Raw genomic sequence first — 17,926 nt, 5'->3', positions numbered from 1 at the left:
TGTTCTCTCCTATCTTTTTCCGTTCCCTGTTCCCTCTTCCCTGCGATGCACTGAGCTTGTCGAAGTGTTCCCTTTCTGTGTTGAACAATGGGGACAACCTGGTTTTTTGAGGACAACGTTATGAGTAAGTTTTGTGCCAAGTAAGTCTATATGTAGTAGTTTTCCGTCAGTAGCGATCGCCAAACCGAGCATCATTTTCACAGCCTCAAGAGCTAAATAGCTACCCACCAACATCTGACCTATCGGTAAATTTTCCCGTAGCCGTGGTTGAGAACGTCGTTCTCGGTTGAGCAACTGTTCAACCGCCAATTCCGCCTCTGGAAACTTGGAACAAGCCATAGACCGCATCCGATAGCATAGATAACAGGGTTTGTCCTGGGAAAAAACCAACGGACCGACAGTTCCCTCCACCCCAGCCGCTCCACCCGGTAGCAATGGGCGCTGCATCTTCAAGCATAGTCTGTTCAGACGATAGGCTAGATTCACAGATACGGCATCAGTAGCGACAATTACAAGGTCAACGTCCTCCAGCAAAGAAGTGATGGTTGCGTCGTCATTTAAACCATCTGTGACAATCTCAGCCTCGGTGATTCCGCCAATGGACTCAATCTGTCGCGCTGCTTCTACACTGCGAAAAGTGCCAATTTTATTCAATCCCGAACCTGACATCATCAGGGAATCCGCCGGCAGGATACAGGCATCATCACACAAACGGACAAAACCAATCCCAGCAGTAGCTAGGTTAATTGCTGCTATCAGTCCCGAACCTCCCAGTCCAAAAACAGCAATCCTCGCATTGGCTAAGTTTTTTCGAGCATCTTTTTGGTCAAAGCCTAATTCATGATAAAGGCTGATTTGAGGAAGTAAATAAGCACGACTATCTAAATCATTTGTATTTTCTAGAGACTCTTCTACTAGGCGATTGTCCATCAAAAACTCTAAACATTGATTTAGGGAAGAATCTGTCAATTGTTCGCCAATTGCATTGCGGATTTCTCCTATGGTTCGAGAGCCGTCTAGTAAAGGTAAAACAATGTTTTCCACATTATGTAAAGCTTGACCTTTTACTCTCAAAGTTCGCCGTGTCGTATTGAAGATCATACTTTCTTCGCCACTACAATCTGACGGCATCACATTAATAACAACGTGTTCTAATAGCCGTAACCGCTTACCATCATTTAATTTCATAAAATTGGTTTTAGGAATTGAATGCTTGTCAGTGCGTTTTCTAGATGCAGAGACGTTCCATGTAACGTCTCTACATTCTGTTATTTCTCTAGGTTTAGTTAGTATCCAAATCCAATTTCATCAGTGTCCTCCAATACACCTGATACTGTTGCATGACCAACACCACCACCACATCCACCACCACCACCACATCCACCGCCACCGCCGCAATGTCTACAGTGTCTGCAATGTCTACAGTGTCTACAGTGTCTACAGTGTCCACATCCACCACCACCACCACCCCAATTAGCAAACCATCTTTGGGTGGTTTCAGAGTCGAATTCTCCCGACATTGCTAATTTTTCTAAAGCTGCTATTTCCTCCTCAGACAACAGAAGTCTTTCTAGTTTGTCTGCTTGATCTACCAAACGCATTTCTATATATATTGGTTGGTCGAGTGTTTTTTCTGCAAGCATTGTCATCTACTCCTTTGAACTTAAATTTAATAACCTGTTTGCAAATCTCTATTCAAGTTGATAAAAAGCTGGAATGATATTTTTCAATCAACCAGTTTTCACAAATTCTTCAAAATTACACTAGTCCACAACGGCGTAAGTCAACTAACCATTAAAGATTCATAAAAAGCTTATACAATCTGCTTTTTTAATTTTTAATTGTTAATTTTTAATTCCGCCCTGCGGTATTAGTCCACAAAAGAGCAAAATCACTTTCTGATTAGTGTGGGGAACTATCAGATGGGATTTATATTCTGTAAAACCTTGTCTTTTATGAAAATTGCTCTTTTCGGAGTCGCCAATTATGTCTTTGTTTGCTTATCCGATTCTTACAAGAATATCTTTTTCTAGATAATTTTCTTCTTTCTTAAGTAGTATTGTTTTATCTCTTGATAGAGGAGGAATAAATTTATGAAATCGTGCTAATGGTGAATGAAAATTCTTGTAACAGAGAATAATTTTATAGTTAAAGCGAATTTACAATAATGCTTATGACCGATTTAAAAGCGTAGCTCTATTTCTTTATAATTACTCCTTTAGTAAGGTTATCAGACTTGATTACTTTTCAGGATTTATCTAAAAATAGCAAATAAAATATCTGATCATCCTTTAATGATCAAGGTTATATTGGTTCTAGGCTGTTTTGATATCCGTGAAAATTCTGAACAACAGACATTTGAAAATTTTTGAAATATTCATCCCTAAGAAGTGGAGAACAAAATTTTTCAAAAGTAGAATATTAAAGTAATAGATAGCAGAATCCGAAAAAATTCCTGATCAACTTTGCAGCGACTGATTGCTGGTTAAGTTGGAAAAGGATAAAATTTGATTCTTGAAAAATAAACTCTCTCAAGTGATAAATCTAGTTATTACTCAGAAAATATCAAACTTTTGGAAATCAGAGAATTATCTAACCCTTTATAAAAATTCAGGTTTAATTAATGAGCGATTTAAGAGTTTGGGCTGGAGACTACACTAGAATTTTATTTCGTTCTTTACCCTTGTTATGGACAGCAGCACCTCAAGAAATGGTGTTTTTAATTGCTGTGACTTTATTGCAAGGGTTTCTTCCTGGGGTTAGTGTTTGGATTACCAAACTGGTAGTAGATACTGTGGCTACAGCCTTAACAACTGGTCAAGCATTAGATGATTCAATTTTGTGGTATTTGGTAGCAGCATGGGTGGGAGCTTTGCTATTAGAAAACCTTCTCTATCCTTGGATATTGGCACTTCAAGGAAATCTCAATGATAAATTAGCGGCGCATATTAGTTTATTATTAATGCGAAAAGCTGATAGTTTTGCCGACTTGAGCCGTTTTGAAGATGCTGAATTTTATGATGAGTTACAAATTCTGCAACAACAAGTTAGCTATAAACCCTTAAACTTAGTTGAGAACTTGGTGGAATTAAGTCGCTCATTGATTACTTTAATCGTGGTAATTGGGCTATTAATTCCCCTGGCTTTTTGGATACCATTGGTAATTGCGATCGCTACTATACCCCAAATAGTAGTTTCTTCCCAATATGGTAGAGAGATTTGGATCACCTTATTTGAAAACAGTCCTCAAGCCCGAAAAATGCAGTATTACACCTCTTTAATGCTAACTGACACCTATGCCAAAGAAGTTAGATTATTTCAGCTAGGTGCATTTTTTATGCAGCTTTACGGACAAGCATTTCAATCGTTACATCAATCCATGGGTCATTTGCGAGGTAAACAAGCATTTTGGTCATCTAGTTTAGCTATTTTGAGTACATTAGGAAACGGATTTTCTTTCTATTGGGTAGTCAAACAAGCCTTTAGAGGACTGTTAAGTCCAGGAAGTGTACTTCTGTTCGTACAATCATTAACTTACTTCCAGAATAGTTTAGAAAGATTTGTCAGTCATTGGTTGGATTTGTTCGAGAATATTATTTATATGCAGCAGTTTTTCAACTTTCTCGACAGTCCTACCCCCATGGTATTGAACATACCCGGAGAAAAAATCCCCACTCCGATTCGTGCAGGTATTACTTTTGAGCAAGTTGATTTTCACTATCCAGATGGTAGATTAGCACTCAAGGATATTTCTTTTACCCTTTACCCAGGACAAACAGTCGCTATCGTTGGCGAAAATGGCGCAGGTAAAACCACTCTAGTCAAACTATTAACGAGGCTTTACGACCCCACCACAGGACGGATTATGGTTGATGGGATAGACCTTAGAGATTTAAATTTAGAACAGTGGCGGCGGCAAATTGCGGGGGTTTTTCAAGACTTTGGCCATTACTCACTTACCTTGGGCGAAAATATTGCATTAGGAAATTTAGCAGCGTTAGAACATCGAGAGATTCTTAGATATGCAGTAGAAAAAGCCGATATCGTCAAACTAGTTGATGATTTTCCCAGTGGGGAAGATACACAATTGGGTAAACAGTTTGGCGGTACAGAACTTTCTGGAGGACAGTGGCAAAAATTAGCTCTAGCTCGTGCTTTTGTTCGCAAAGAAGCCCAACTACTACTTTTAGATGAACCTACCGCAGCCCTTGACCCCCGCAGCGAGTGTGATTTTTACCTGCGGTTTGTGGAACTAGCTGAAGGCAAAACTACCATTCTGATTACCCACAGATTAGCCTCGGTGCGAATGGCTGACCGGATTTTAGTCCTCAAAGATGGTCATTTAATTGAGGATGGTACTCATCAAGAACTTTTACAACTAGGAGGAGAATATACATCCCTATGGAATATGCAGGTAGAACAGTACGGAGTGTAATATCAAAAATTATGTTTCGCGCAAAGACGCAAAGGAGCAAAGACGCAAAGTTTTAGATTCCTCAGTATGCAAGGTACACATCAGCTATGAAGATCAAAAATCCGATTCCTTGGCTCATTGGGCTGACTGCATTTGGTTTATCTGGAATGGGTATTGCTTACTTCAGCCATTGGTATCAACCCAGCAAAAATGATATTACAGATTTAACAGTCCCTGTCACTACCAGCAACTTAAACATTAAAATCAAAACCAATGGAGTTGTCCAACCAGTTCGCAAAATTAATATTAGCCCAAGAGAAGCCGGTCGAATTGCCAAACTCTATGTAGATGAAGGTAGTTCTGTCCAAAAAGGACAATTAATCGCAGAAATGGAGCGTCAAGCCTTTCAAGCCCAGGTGAATCAGTATCGAGCGCTGTTATGGAAGGCAAAAGCCGAATTACAAGAAAAGCGTAAGGGTTACAGACCGGAAGAAATTGCCATAGCTCAAGCTGATGTGCGTAAGTACACGGCGCAAGTGAGGGAAGCTCAATCTCGCTTGGCATTAGCCTCTCAACGAGTCAAGCGCAGGCAATATCCTACATCTCAAGGAGCAGTATCCCGTGATGATTTAGATGCCGTCTTGAACGAAGAAAAAAGCGCTAGGGATAACTTACAACAAGCTAAATTTAGTCTGATATCTGCCCAACAACAAGTGAAAAAACTACTTTCCGGTTATCAAACTGAGGAAATTACCAAAGCTGGTGCTGAAGTAGCTCAAGCAACTGCCCAATTACAATTTTACGAAAATCAGTTAGAAAATACTTTCATTCGCGCCCCTTTTGCTGGCTTAATTACCCGACGTTTTGCCCAAGCAGGTGACTTCGTAACTCCAAATACTTCTGTTTCTACCAATGAAGGGGGAACTAGTGCCTCCATTGCTGAATTATCCAGTGGTTTGGAAATAGAAGCTAAAGTTCCCGAAGTGAATATGGCGCAAATTCAGAAAAATCAGCCTGTAGAAATTCGCCTTGATGCTTTTCCTGATCAAGTTTTTCAAGGGAAAGTCCGTCTGATTGCTCCTAGAGGAGTTAAGGAAGAAAATGTCACTTTTATGCGAGTCAAGATTGCTTTGGCAACGGGTCAAGATAAACTCAAGGTAGGGCTAAATGTGAAGTTAACTTTTTTGGTGAATGACATTCGCAATGCCTTGGTTATTCCTTCGGCTGCGGTGGTTTCTGGGAAGGGAGGGCAGGTGGGTGTACTGTTACCAGATAAAGATAATCAAGCAAAATTTCATCCTGTACAGGTAGGAATTACTTCTGGTGATAAAACGCAAATTTTGAGCGGGCTTTCTGAGGGTGAACGGGTTTTTATTCAACCACCGGCTAATCAATTAATTGATGGTATTGATCGTGTTACTGGATCTTAGGGACTTCTAATAAAAAATATTTAAATAAACGAACCACAGAGGCACAGAGGACACGGAGGAATGAGAGTTTAAGAGATTTTTTGTGTTAGGTGGTTGGGTGTTTTTTATGTAAGTTTCTCTTTTTATGAGTTTAAATTATGAATTTGCTGGAAAGTGTGAACATGGCTTTTGCAACTCTTGCTGCTAATAAACTCCGTAGCGGATTAACTATGTTGGGAATAATTATTGGCAATGCTTCAGTTATTAGTATGATTGGGATTGGACAGGGCGCACAGAATCTTGTGTTGGGTAAACTTGAGGCGTTTGGAGCAAATCAACTGACGGTATATAGCACTTTTGAAGATGATGAAGGCATGAAATTTCCTGATGCTCAATTGGTGTTATCAGATGCAGAAGCAATTAAAGCTCAAGTTCCTAGTGTTAGCAAAGTTGCGCCTATAGATGAGCAAAAAATGTCAATTAGTTTTAATAACAAGTTAACATCAACAACTGTTAAAGGCACTACGTTCGATTTGCTTGCTGTGCAGAATCTTACTCTTGTCACTGGCAGAATGTTTAACCAAATACAACAGCAAGAACAGGCTCAAGTTACTGTTTTGGGTGCAGAAACTAGTCGGAAACTTTTCGGCGATGAAAATCCTGTAGGGCAAGAAGTTCTCATTAATAATATATCGTTTCAAGTGATTGGTTTATTGCAATCAAAGGGTGCATTTGGTGGGGAGAATTCTGATCAAACTGCTATTGTTCCCCTCACAACATTTGCTAATAGGTTAGTGGGACGCAGATCAATATCTGATATTCCTCTCAGTTATATTTTAGTGACTGCCAAAAATAGAGATAGTATTCGCGCCGCAGGTTTTCAAATTACTAATATTCTGGCTCGACTACATGGGAAAAAAGATGTGGCTGTTTTTGCTAATAAGAAGTTTCAAGAATTGGTAGTTCAGGTAACTGGTGTTTTGTCATTATTATTGGCATTAATTGCGGCTATTTCTTTGTTAGTGGGTGGCATTGGTATTATGAATATTATGTTGGTTTCTGTGACTGAACGTACTCAAGAAATTGGGTTGCGTAAGGCAGTTGGGGCAACTCAGAATGATATTTTAGCGCAATTTTTAATTGAGGCAATTATTCTCTCTCTTTCTGGCTGTTTGCTAGGCATAATTGTAGGAGTTGGGGGAACTATGCCGTTAGCCTTCTTCACGCCTTTGACTCCTCAATTTCCTCTATATGCGATTGTTGTCGCCGTGGGAATATCCGGGAGTATAGGCTTGATTTTTGGTGTATTTCCAGCCCGACAAGCAGCAATGTTAGACCCAATTGTTGCCCTGAGAAGTGGGTGATTATTGAGATTTTTTACGTCACTCCTTCCAATTCCTCATCAGTCAAATCATATAACTTTCGCAACTTATCCAACTTATCTCCATCAGCTTGCCATAAACCGCGTCCCGATGCTTCCAACATTCTCCCCACAATATTTCTAAAAGCTTCAGGATTGGCTTTGCGTAATTTTTCCGCCATTTCTGGATCTAAAGCATAAGTTTCTGCGGCTTGATCATAAACCCAATCATCTTGAAAATCAGCAGTACCACCCCAACCAATTAAAGCCGTCATGCGTTGGGAAATTTCAAAAGCACCACCAGAACCTTGATTAGCCATTGCGTCAGCCCATTTGGGATTTAATAACTTAGTTCGGTATTCCATTCGCAATAAATCATCTAAATTGCGGGGTGTGGTGTCTTTAGAAAAACTTTCGACAAAACTGGCTTGTACTTTTTTTCCACTTTGCTTTTCGGCAGCTTTTTTCAAACCTCCCGTATTGGCATAATATTCCTGAATATCAGTTAAACCATATTCTACCGAATCTATTTCTTGAATAATGCGATCGCTAGTTTTTAATAATGTCTGCAATATTTCTGGTCTAGCTTGTCCTTTATCATTTCTACCATAACTAAAAACATTGCGACTTTCCCAAGTATCCCCCAACTCTTCGCCAGATTCCCAATTACCATCAACAACTCTATCATTAACCAAAGAACCAAAATCACCAGAGGGATTAGAAAACAATCTTGCGGAAGAATTTTCCACACCTTGGGCTTTTAAAATCAAAGCGTGTTTTCTAATAAAATTCATTTCCTCCGGTTCATCAATTTCCGCAGCCCGTTGAAATAAATCATCCAATAATTCAATGATATTCACAAAACTATCCCGGAAAATACCCGATAGATTTGCTAACACATCAATGCGCGGATGTCCAACATCAGCAAGAGGTTTTAAATCATATCTAACAATGCGTCCAGTTCCCTCCTTCACAGGTTCAGCACCCACCAATTCCAAGAGAATTCCCAAAGATTCACCCTTAGTCTTAATAGCATCCAAACCCCATAATAAAACTGCTACAGTTTCGGGATATTTCTTATTTTCATCTAAAGACTGAGAAATAATTTTCTTAGCAATTTCCTTACCCCGTGCAAAAGCAGCAGGAGAAGGCATTCTATAAGGATCTAAAGCATGAATATTCCTACCCGTAGGTAACACCCCAGCACCATCCCTTAACAAATCCCCACCAGGTGCAGGAGGAATAAACTCACCATTTAAACCCCTTAAAAGATTCGTTAACTCATCAGTAGACTGATTTAATAACCTTGTAATTTCCTTTCTTTCTTCTTCCTTTCTTCCTTCGTGTTCTTCGCTTCTATATCCCTCCGGGACGCTGCGCGAACGTGGTTCATTCTCTCCCCCAAAATAAGCATCCAAATAACCAATTAACTCCTCCTGATTTGGTGCTTCACCTAAAGTATGTAAACCAGAAGAAAAAAGACGATTTTCGAGAACTTGCAGATACTCATACAACTTCACCAAATAATGATCAAAAGCGTGATTACTAAACATCCTCACATTTTCCGGCGTAAAGGGAATACCCAACCTTTTCGCATCATCAAAAGGACAATCCACCTCCAAACCGGTATCAACTATCTTTTTACAAATGCCTTCTTTTAACAGATAATTCTTTTCTGGATCTTCTCGATATTCAGCAATTAAATCGCGGATATTTACCAATTCCTTATACAAACCAGCGCGTCCATAGGGAGGGACATTGTGAGAAATTAACACACCATAACCGCGACGTTTGGCTAAAATTGATTCTGAAGGATTATTTGCGGCATAAATGTAGAGATTGGGCATATTTCCTAAGAGAATATCAGACCAAGAATAGCCAGTATTTCCTAATGGTGAACCTGGCAACCATTCTACCGTTCCGTGCATTCCAAAATGAACAACTGCATCAGCTTGAAAATCGTTTTGTAACCATTTATAATAAGCTGCATATTGAGGATGGGGGGTTAGATCTCTTTCAAACATTAACCGCATGGGATCTCCTTGAATTCCCAAAGGTGGCTGGACACCTATCCACACATTTCCTAATTGTACACCACCAATATTAAACTCGTCTCCATAGGTTTTAATGCCGCTACCAGTGAGATATTTCCATTGTTTTTCAATGCGAGATGTAAAAAGATAGCCTAACCATTTTTCTAATGTTCTAGCATTAACAGTTGTGATGTCTTTTATGTTATTTTCTACCAGGGGATTAATTTCATCCGCTGCTTTAATTTGGCGAATTAATTCTTCACCATCTTCGGGAATTTCACCAACTGTATAACCCTGTTCTTTCAGTGCATGAAGTAATTTAATTAAACTGCGAGGAACGTTTAATAATGCAGCAGTTCCTACAGCACCATAACCAGGGGGAAAACCATATAAAATAATGGCAATTTTCCGTTGAGAAATAGGTTTTTGGCGGAGAGAAACCCAGCTTTTAACTCTATTAGTTAATCGCTGTATTCGTTCAGGAACTAAATAAATTTGTTCCCCAACTAAACCACCGAGAGGAATTGTATCAATTGCGCCATCTAATTCTGGCAAAGCATATAAGACAACACTTTGCAGACCGCCTACGCCTTGCCTTGTCCAAGAATGAATGTCTTGAATTAATAAGGGTGCAGCGACGATATACGGGACATTTTTAGCTGTGAGAATGCGTTTAGCTACTTCCACCTGTCTTCCGGCTTCCATTGAACCAGCCGGACCACCAACCAGGGGAAAACCAATGGTAGAAACTATGGCATCAATTTTTACCGATTCTGCGGAAAGGGAAAGGGTTTCAATTTTACCTCTTTGACGTTCTTGGGTTTCGTAGTCGCTGGTCATCCAATCTCTAACGGCTACGTGTCCCTCTACACCGTTGATAAAGATGGGTAAGGGAGTCAAACCCGCTTTTTCAAAATAGCGGATTAGTTGGGGAATATAGGGCAATTTGGTGATGACGTGCTTTCGGTAAAGTAAAATACCGATGATTGGGGACTGGGTAATTTTATTCCTTTCTTTCTCCTGACTCCTGACTCCTGACTCCTGACTCCTTCTTTGATACCATTCTAAGTATGCTTTGGGTGATGTAAAAAATCCTTGATAATCAGGATGTAATAACCCCATATCGGGGGTTTCCATGGGTGGGGGTATATCTCCAACTTTTAAATCTAAGTATTTTTCCGCAATTGTCCAAAATAGGGAAGCGACGTTTTCTGAACCGCCGGCGTTCCAGTAACCATAGATAATTAACCAGTTACGAAGGTCTTGGACTTTTTGGACGGGGATGAATTTTAATAACTTTGGTCCGATTTTCAGGAAACTGATATAACCGGCAAGTTTGTCTTCTTCTTTACCGTTGCTGAATTTGTCCAGGATGAATTTAATGGGTTTGGGCATTCCTGCGGGTTTGTCACCAATCGCAAAAGCTCCTATTTTGGTTAAACTCATTAATTCCAGTGCTGACTCGAAAATGAGCCGGATAGGGATGTTAGCGACACGCTCCCGCAACCATACAACTTGGTCATAATCAAAGAGTAAGCTACCAAAGAATACATCTGCGTTTTTAAGTGCCGCTGCTACTTCCGTGCTATTGGTGGTAATATTGCGATCGCTAAATACTCGAATATCCAACTCTGGACACCGGGAATTAGCCAAATCAGCCGCTTTTCGGTACAAGTCCGCGTTAAACGATTCAAACCCAGCAATCAAGACAATGCGTTTCATTATGCTTTTGCTACGAAATATTTCTTTACATTGATCTTAAACATTTTTGGAGATTAATGGGGGAATCTCTACCTAGAGATTAAAATAATGTCTATGCTTTTTGGAACTATATTAACCAGTAGCAGACTCTTGGCATAGTAAAAAAGTCAATTAAGGAGATACAAATGAAATTCGGTATTGATATTGGTCACAATTGCCCTCCCGATAGTGGTGCAGAGGGAATTAAATCCGAAAATAAGTTAACAATGGAAGTGGGTAATAAGGTTATAGCTAAATTAGAAAATTTAGGACATACAGTAATTGCCTGTAAACCGAATAGTGCCAGGACAGTAAATCAATCTTTAGGTAGCCGGTGCGAAAAAGCCAATAGTAACCGAGTAGATATTTTTGTATCTATTCATTTTAATGCTTTTAATGGACAAGCTAATGGAACAGAAGTATTTGCTATTAGCGACGCTGGCAAAAAAGTTGCCCAAAAAGTATTAGATGAAATTGTCAAATTGGGCTTTTTTAATCGTGGTGTTAAAAGTGGCTCACATTTGTATGTTCTCAGAAGAACAAATATGCCAGGAATTCTTATAGAATGTTGCTTCATTGATTCTGCCAAAGATATACAACTATATGATGGTGAAACAATGGCTAATGCCATAGTTGCCGGCTTAACAGGTAAAGTAGCAAATACTCCTGTAAATCCTGTTCCTGGTGTGTCTATTCCTATTGCTGTTCCTGTTCCTAATGCTTCTGTAAATACTGTTATAGATGAAGAACAGAATAAAGATAAGAGCATTCTCCGACTACAAAAAGCTTTAAATCGGCTGAAAATTACTGATAAAAATAATCGGACCCTAGTCGAAGATAATAGCATGGGACAAGCTACATCTTCCGCAACGGAAAAATTTCAGAGAATTGTGGGAGTTTTACCCACAGGAATAGCAGGTAATACTACTTGGGATGCTATCAATCAAATATTAGCTAAACGAGTTGTGCAAGGAACTCATACTAGTGGTGTAATTATCAGATATTTACAATATCGTGTCGGTGCTGATCCTGATGGTATCTATGGTCCACAAACAGAAGCAGCAATCAAGAAATTTCAACAACAAAACGGTTTAACTGCTGATGGTATTATTGGGGCAATTACTTGGCAAAAATTGGTAGGTTAGATAAATTTTCATTTAATTTATTGATCCCTAATTCCTCAAAGAATACGACTGATAAATAGGGAGTAAATCTCCCTCTTCCTATCTGCGAAAATGCAAAATTGGCATAGCAAATAAACCCCAAGCCAAACCCGTAATCAAACCAAAAGGCGTAACAATATAATTATTAAAATCCCATAAACCGAAAATCTGCGCTGCTAACTCCAACGGATAAGCCATCATTAATACACTAGCAAAAGCCGCACCAGTCCAACCATATTGACTTAACCAAAAAACGCCTTTGCCATTAGTTAAACCATACAAAATCCGAGTCATCAATAAACCTGATACCGTTCCATAACAGCGCATACAAACCGCCATAATAAAAGGTGGAGATAACTCCAAACCCATAGTAGGCTGGGGACATACATGATTACCCATAAAGTAAATAATATCCGCAATCCCCGGAAGCAAAAACACGCCAGACGCAGCCAAAAAAGGAGCAAGAGGGGGACCAAAAACCATCCCAGCTAATAGGAAATCCGCAAAAAAACTCACCCAATTAACTTGTAACCCTCTTAACAAAACTACCCTTTCCATATTCTCTCTGTGTCCTCTGCGCCTCTGCGGTTCGTTTTCTGCAATTAGTATTATAGGGTAGAAAACACCCAAAATGATTATAAATCATCATCTGGATCTATCCCCATTGCCCGTAAACGTGCTGCTAATTGTGCAGCTTTAACTTCTGCTTTTTCAGCCCTTAATTTTTGTAATTGGGCTTCTTCTTGACCTACCAATAACAAATTACCATCTAAATCCCACCAGCGCAGCCAAAGTTGTTCAGGATTATTTAAGTAACTTCCTTGCCATAGTCCCAATTCTACACATAATGGCGCAATAGGATAATGTCCACGTTCATTAGGCTGGAGTTTTTGGTAAGCCAAATCCACCAAATGATAAACCTCTAATTTGCCATGATTAACTTCATAGATGGCATAATAGGGAACACGGATAATACGTTCATATACCCACAATTTACCAGGTTTTTCACCTGCCTGTAAACCCGCTAGAGGTGTTGAATCTCGTTCCTCGTCACCATTACCACTGGCTAATTCTATAACAATTAATGGAGGAATATATTCCCGCCATAATACATAAGAACGACGAATTTTACCATCTAATCTAGGTGCTACATCAGGGACATAAAACCAATCTGGTGCTACTGTACCTTTTTCTGGTGGTTCTGTTTCTCGCCAATAAATACCACAATCTTGACCTATACAAAATTGTCCATCGGGATGTAATATTTGTAAAGTTTGAATTATTGAATCTGTGATAATTATACTTTGAGGATGTTCTTGAAAGTTTTTCACGAAAGTACCATCAGACTCTGGTAGTTGAGTATGATCAGGAAACTGCGGTGGTATAGCAATATCAGCCAGGGTTTCACTCATACTGTTTAAAAGATTGCAGTTGTTAGTTTAGTATTATATCAGAGAACAGGAAGCGCGGAATTACTGAATATTGTATTATAAAGGTTATACAGTCATCTATCACAGATTATGATCTGCTGCTTAAACCCGGATTGTTCCCAGCCTATCAACCCTGATCATAACAAGTTCTGTCAAAGTTGCAGAACCCCGTTGATACCATTATTAATCAATCGCTTTCGAGTATTGCGGGTGCTTTCTGCTGAAGGTGGTTTTGGGAGAACCTATTTAGCGGAAGATAGCCAGAAACTCAATGAAACTTGTGTAATCAAGCAACTTGCACCTAAACAGTCAGGAACTTACGCTTTAAAAAAAGCCACAGAATTATTTATTGAAGAAGCTAACCGTTTACAAGATTTAGGAGAACACCCGCAAATACCAACGCTGTTTGCTTATTTTGAAGATAATGGGTTTCTCTATTTGGTACAACAGTTTATTAAAGGGGAAAATTTATTAGATGAATTAGCACAAAAGGGAAAATACAAGGAAACCCAAATTCGGGAATTATTACTAGATTTATTACCATCTTTAAAGTTTATTCATGAGCACCAGGTTATTCATCGGGATATTAAACCACAGAATATCATGCGCCGAGCCAGTGATGGAAAGTTGGTTTTAATTGATTTTGGGGCTTCTAAACAATTAACTACCACAGTTCACACCCAAATAGGAACACAAATAGGTTCTTATGGGTATAGTCCATTGGAACAAATTCAGCTTGGTGAAGCTTATCCAGCCAGTGATTTATTTGCTTTGGGTGCAAATTGTTTTCATCTTTTAACAGGGGTTCATCCTTTTAATTTATGGACAATAAATGGTTTTAGTTGGGTGAATAATTGGCGACAACATTTACCTAGTCCGGTGAGTCAGGAATTGGGTAAAGTTTTAGATAAGTTGTTGAAAGTTGATATTCAAAAACGTTATCAATCTGCGGATGAAGTTATTAAAGATTTACAAGTTCCTCCTACTATTTATGTACCTCAAGGGGGAAATAAAAATCAATCTTTGGGAAATTCTCCAACTACAATCAATCGTCGCGGTTTTATCTATGGAGGATTATTTTTAGGTGGTGTAACTGTCGCATTTGTGGGACAAAATTTATTTTCTGGGAAGCAAAATCAAACTTCAATTTCAGATACACCAACACCTGAAAATATACCAACTCCTGAAAATACACCAACTCCTGAAAATACAACAACTCCTGAAAATACAACAACTCCTGAAAATACAACTTCCTCAAATAACTTGAAAACCTTTAGTTTTGAAGTTGTCAGCACTAACGCATCAGGGAAAATCATCAAGCGACGCAACTTGTCAGCAAAATACTTTACAGAAGATTTAGGAAATGGTGTGACATTGGAAATGGTTGAAATACCAGGGGGAACATTTATGATGGGTTCACCGAAAAGTGAAGCACAAAGAGGTTCAGATGAAAGTCCCCAACACCAAGTTACTGTTCCTAGTTTCTGTATGGGGAAATATCAATTGACACAGGCACAGTATCAAGCTATCATAGGCACTAACCCTTCTGCTTTCAAAGGTGATAATCGTCCTGTTGAAGGCGTTAGTTGGAATGATGCAGTTACTTTTTGTCAACGGTTAAGCCAAAAGACAGGAAAAAACTACAGATTACCCAGTGAAGCTGAATGGGAGTACGCTTGTAGGGCAGGAACTACCACACCATTTTATTTTGGTGAAAGCATAACCACTGACTTGGTAAACTATAATGGTTATTATACTTATGCTTCTGCACCAAAAGGCCAGTACCGTAAACAAACCACAGATGTAGGTTCTTTTCCTCCTAACGCTTTTGGTTTGTATGATATGCACGGTAATGTATGGGAGTGGTGTTTGGATGATTATATAGACAATTATTATGGTACGCCCAAAGATGGTCGTGCTTTAACAAGACAAAGCAAACGGAAGCTGCTGCGTGGCGGTTCTTGGAATTATCATTCGGAAAACTGTAGATCAGCAGATCGTAACAACTCAAGCATCGGTTACAACGGTATTGGTTTTCGGATTGCTTGTGCTAGTGCAATGAAGACTTAGTGCCACTTTACACTCTTGCTCTTTTGCCCTTTTCTTTTCTTTCTCTTTTCCCTTCTTAACCCCCGCCGTTAGGCGGAAAAATAAAATTTTTTCTTTCGACAATAAAGCCGATTGTGGTGTCTTTGCTTAGGATAGCACACATTTTTTAAATTGTCAGAATCAGGATTTCCAGGATTTGAGGATTTACAGGATGTTATTGATAAATTGCTGGTTTTCCTTTGCGTCTTTGCGTGAAAATGAATATTCAATATTGTCAGAATCAGGATTTCCAGGATTTGAGGATTTACAGGATGTTATTGATAAATTGCTGGTTTTCCTTTGCGTCTTTGCTGCTTTGCATCTTTCTTTGCGCGAAACTGAATATTGTCTGAATCAGGATTTTTGTCATGTCCATATTCCTATCCCTAAATTAGTTTAAATGAATTAAGTATTTATAATTTGTATTTTGAAAATTTTATGTTGAAAATCGTATATATTAACATTAATCATAAACTCTTAGGCTCTTCGGTACTTGTTATGCTAAATTATTTTTTTTAAATCCCAAGATCCTTGTTATATAAGGATTTTACATTAATTTATTGGTTATTTTGACAAATTTGGTATCAAAAACAATAAAATCCTTTATTTATATGGGTTGTGGGGTAAATAAACTCATATTTGGCATAACAGGTACGGAAGAACCAACTCTTAAACCCTAAAAACACAACTCAAACAAACATCCTGGAAATCCTTAAATCCTGGATATCCTGATTCTGACAATTTAATTTTATAATCTCATGAGTTTTGACAACGTTTGTAAACTACTAGCAGAAAAATATCCCTTTGATTTTGCTAAATGGTTGCTTCCCCAAGCACCAAAAACCATCAAAGTCTTAAAAACCGAATTGAGTATAGAACCAATTCGCGCTGATTTTGTCACCTTCTTACAAACAGAAAATCGGATTTTACATATTGAATTTCAAACCAACCCACAATCTAAACCTCCAATTCCGTTTAGAGAGTTAGATTATTCAGTGAGAGGATGTTTGAAAACTTTTTCGTGTGGGATCTGACACCCGCAGATCCCCCTAAATCCCCCTTAAAAAGGGGGACTTTGAGGAATTTAGCCCCCCTTTGTAAGGGGGGTTGGGGGGATCTCGATTAATTCTGATACTTTTCAAACATCCTCTGAGATTAATCCGTACATATCAAGTTCCTGTTACTCAAGTCGTGATTTTCTTGCAAGAAACAAATGATCCAATTGTTTTTACTGAAGAATATGTTAACGAAACAACCAGACACCGTTATCGTGTAATCAGAATGTGGGAACAAGATTCAGATTTATTTCTCAATAATCTGGCATTATTACCATTAGCACCATTAACACAGACAAATTCACCTCAAAGCCTATTATCCCAGATTGCCAATAATGTTGCTAAAATTGCAGATAGGGAGACTAAACAGGATATTGCAGCTTACACAGAGATTTTAGCAGGTTTGCGGTTTGAGAAAGACTTTATTCGTCAATTGTTAAGTGAGGATATTATGCAAGAATCAGTCATTTATCAGGATATTTTGCAGAAGGGAGAAAGAATTGGAGAACAAAGAGGAGAAGTTAAATTTTGTCTACGTTTACTTAATCAACGGTTTGGGGAAATTGATTCTTTAATAGTTGAAAAAGTCAAAGGTTTACCTGTTGAACAGTTAGAAAATTTAGGTGCTGCATTGTTTAATATTTCTGAAGTTGCTGATTTGGTAACTTGGTTAAATCAACAAGATCATCAGAACTAATAATTTGTGGTGTTGGGTTTTGCAACCCAACCTACTTGATAATTACAAATTTTTCATTAAAGCTACTAAAATTTTCATTAAAGTTTCTAAATCATTGGGTACACGATAAAGGTTTAGATCTTGAGTGATTTGTTTTGATTCACGATGTAAAATTACAAATTGCCAAATATTACCAATAGAAACTGCACCATAGAGGATAGGATGATCAATAATAGACCAATTATCAAAGGCAATTAATTCTACAGCTAATTGGACAATTCCTCTTTCTAAATCGGCATTTTTAGCTTCAATAACTAATAATTGATTGTCAGCTTTAATATAATAATCAACAACTCCTTTTAATTGATTATTGATATTCAACCCATACTCTACTTTAACTTTAGCATGGGTATAGTGAATTAGTTCCATAATTACAGGAGCAATTAAAAATTCTCTCCTGGCTGTTTCACTGGTTAAACTCTCCGAAAATTAAATATGCGTGACATGAAACCTCTGTAGAGACGTTCCATGGAACGTCTCTACAATCTTTACCGGAGA

Annotated in this window: 12 protein-coding genes and 1 pseudogene; 7 read left to right on the top strand and 6 right to left on the bottom strand. The window is 38.5% G+C overall.

What is annotated here, in order from left to right:
* Nucleotides 1–9 precede the first annotated feature (9 nt).
* Together FJR09_RS00185 and FJR09_RS00180 are read right to left on the bottom strand one after the other, a co-directional pair.
* A complete protein-coding gene (locus tag FJR09_RS00185) occupies nt 10–1,188 on the bottom strand; it encodes a TOMM precursor leader peptide-binding protein (protein ID WP_168652423.1) in 1,179 nt (392 codons plus the stop codon).
* A gap of 98 nt (nt 1,189–1,286) precedes the next feature.
* Nucleotides 1,287–1,643, bottom strand: a complete 357-nt coding sequence (locus tag FJR09_RS00180; protein ID WP_041457948.1) for a hypothetical protein — start codon at nt 1,641–1,643, stop codon at nt 1,287–1,289.
* Between the two features lie 980 nt (nt 1,644–2,623).
* Here FJR09_RS00180 and FJR09_RS00175 point away from each other — a divergent pair.
* From FJR09_RS00175 to FJR09_RS00165, 3 genes are all read left to right on the top strand, one after another.
* Nucleotides 2,624–4,435, top strand: coding sequence for an ABC transporter ATP-binding protein (locus tag FJR09_RS00175; protein WP_168652422.1), 1,812 nt, complete (start codon nt 2,624–2,626; stop codon nt 4,433–4,435).
* Nucleotides 4,436–4,521: 86 nt separating this feature from the next.
* Entirely contained in the window at nt 4,522–5,844 is a 1,323-nt protein-coding gene (locus FJR09_RS00170; RefSeq protein ID WP_168653988.1) for an efflux RND transporter periplasmic adaptor subunit, read from the top strand.
* Between the two features lie 137 nt (nt 5,845–5,981).
* Complete coding sequence (locus FJR09_RS00165; protein ID WP_015080050.1) at nt 5,982–7,187, top strand: ABC transporter permease; 1,206 nt, start codon at nt 5,982–5,984, stop codon at nt 7,185–7,187.
* Nucleotides 7,188–7,200: 13 nt separating this feature from the next.
* Here the strand turns inward: FJR09_RS00165 and bchH are convergent, their stop codons facing one another.
* A complete protein-coding gene (gene bchH, locus FJR09_RS00160; RefSeq protein WP_168652421.1) occupies nt 7,201–10,938 on the bottom strand; it encodes a magnesium chelatase subunit H in 3,738 nt (1,245 codons plus the stop codon).
* A 164-nt stretch (nt 10,939–11,102) separates the two neighbouring features.
* Between bchH and FJR09_RS00155 the strand changes: the two genes are divergently transcribed.
* Nucleotides 11,103–12,101, top strand: a complete 999-nt coding sequence (locus FJR09_RS00155) for an N-acetylmuramoyl-L-alanine amidase (protein WP_015080048.1) — start codon at nt 11,103–11,105, stop codon at nt 12,099–12,101.
* Nucleotides 12,102–12,179: 78 nt separating this feature from the next.
* On the opposite strand, the gene FJR09_RS00150 is transcribed toward FJR09_RS00155, so the two are convergent.
* Both FJR09_RS00150 and FJR09_RS00145 read right to left on the bottom strand, forming a co-directional pair.
* Nucleotides 12,180–12,677 (bottom strand): DUF2085 domain-containing protein, encoded by a 498-nt coding sequence (locus FJR09_RS00150; RefSeq protein WP_015080047.1) that lies wholly within the window; start codon nt 12,675–12,677, stop codon nt 12,180–12,182.
* A 77-nt stretch (nt 12,678–12,754) separates the two neighbouring features.
* Entirely contained in the window at nt 12,755–13,531 is a 777-nt protein-coding gene (locus FJR09_RS00145) for a Uma2 family endonuclease (RefSeq protein ID WP_168652420.1), read from the bottom strand.
* A 108-nt stretch (nt 13,532–13,639) separates the two neighbouring features.
* Here FJR09_RS00145 and FJR09_RS00140 point away from each other — a divergent pair, with 108 nt between their 5' ends.
* The 3 genes and pseudogenes from FJR09_RS00140 (at nt 13,640) to FJR09_RS26045 (ending at nt 17,389) form a co-directional block, all read left to right on the top strand.
* On the top strand, nt 13,640–15,619 hold the full coding sequence (locus FJR09_RS00140; RefSeq protein ID WP_168652419.1) for a bifunctional serine/threonine-protein kinase/formylglycine-generating enzyme family protein: 1,980 nt from the start codon (nt 13,640–13,642) through the stop codon (nt 15,617–15,619).
* Between the two features lie 190 nt (nt 15,620–15,809).
* Complete coding sequence (locus FJR09_RS00135) at nt 15,810–16,037, top strand: hypothetical protein (protein WP_168652418.1); 228 nt, start codon at nt 15,810–15,812, stop codon at nt 16,035–16,037.
* A 358-nt stretch (nt 16,038–16,395) separates the two neighbouring features.
* Nucleotides 16,396–17,389: pseudogene (locus FJR09_RS26045) on the top strand (Rpn family recombination-promoting nuclease/putative transposase).
* 42 nt (nt 17,390–17,431) lie between these two features.
* On the opposite strand, the gene FJR09_RS00120 reads toward FJR09_RS26045, so the two are convergent.
* Nucleotides 17,432–17,797 (bottom strand): hypothetical protein, encoded by a 366-nt coding sequence (locus FJR09_RS00120; RefSeq protein WP_254433010.1) that lies wholly within the window; start codon nt 17,795–17,797, stop codon nt 17,432–17,434.
* Between the last annotated feature and the right edge of the window lie 129 nt (nt 17,798–17,926).

Source organism: Dolichospermum sp. UHCC 0406, assembly GCF_009712025.1.
Taxonomy (GTDB): domain Bacteria; phylum Cyanobacteriota; class Cyanobacteriia; order Cyanobacteriales; family Nostocaceae; genus Dolichospermum; species Dolichospermum lemmermannii.
The sequence above is the reverse complement of the archived record's forward strand: the minus strand, read 5'-3'. Positions and strand labels throughout refer to the sequence as shown.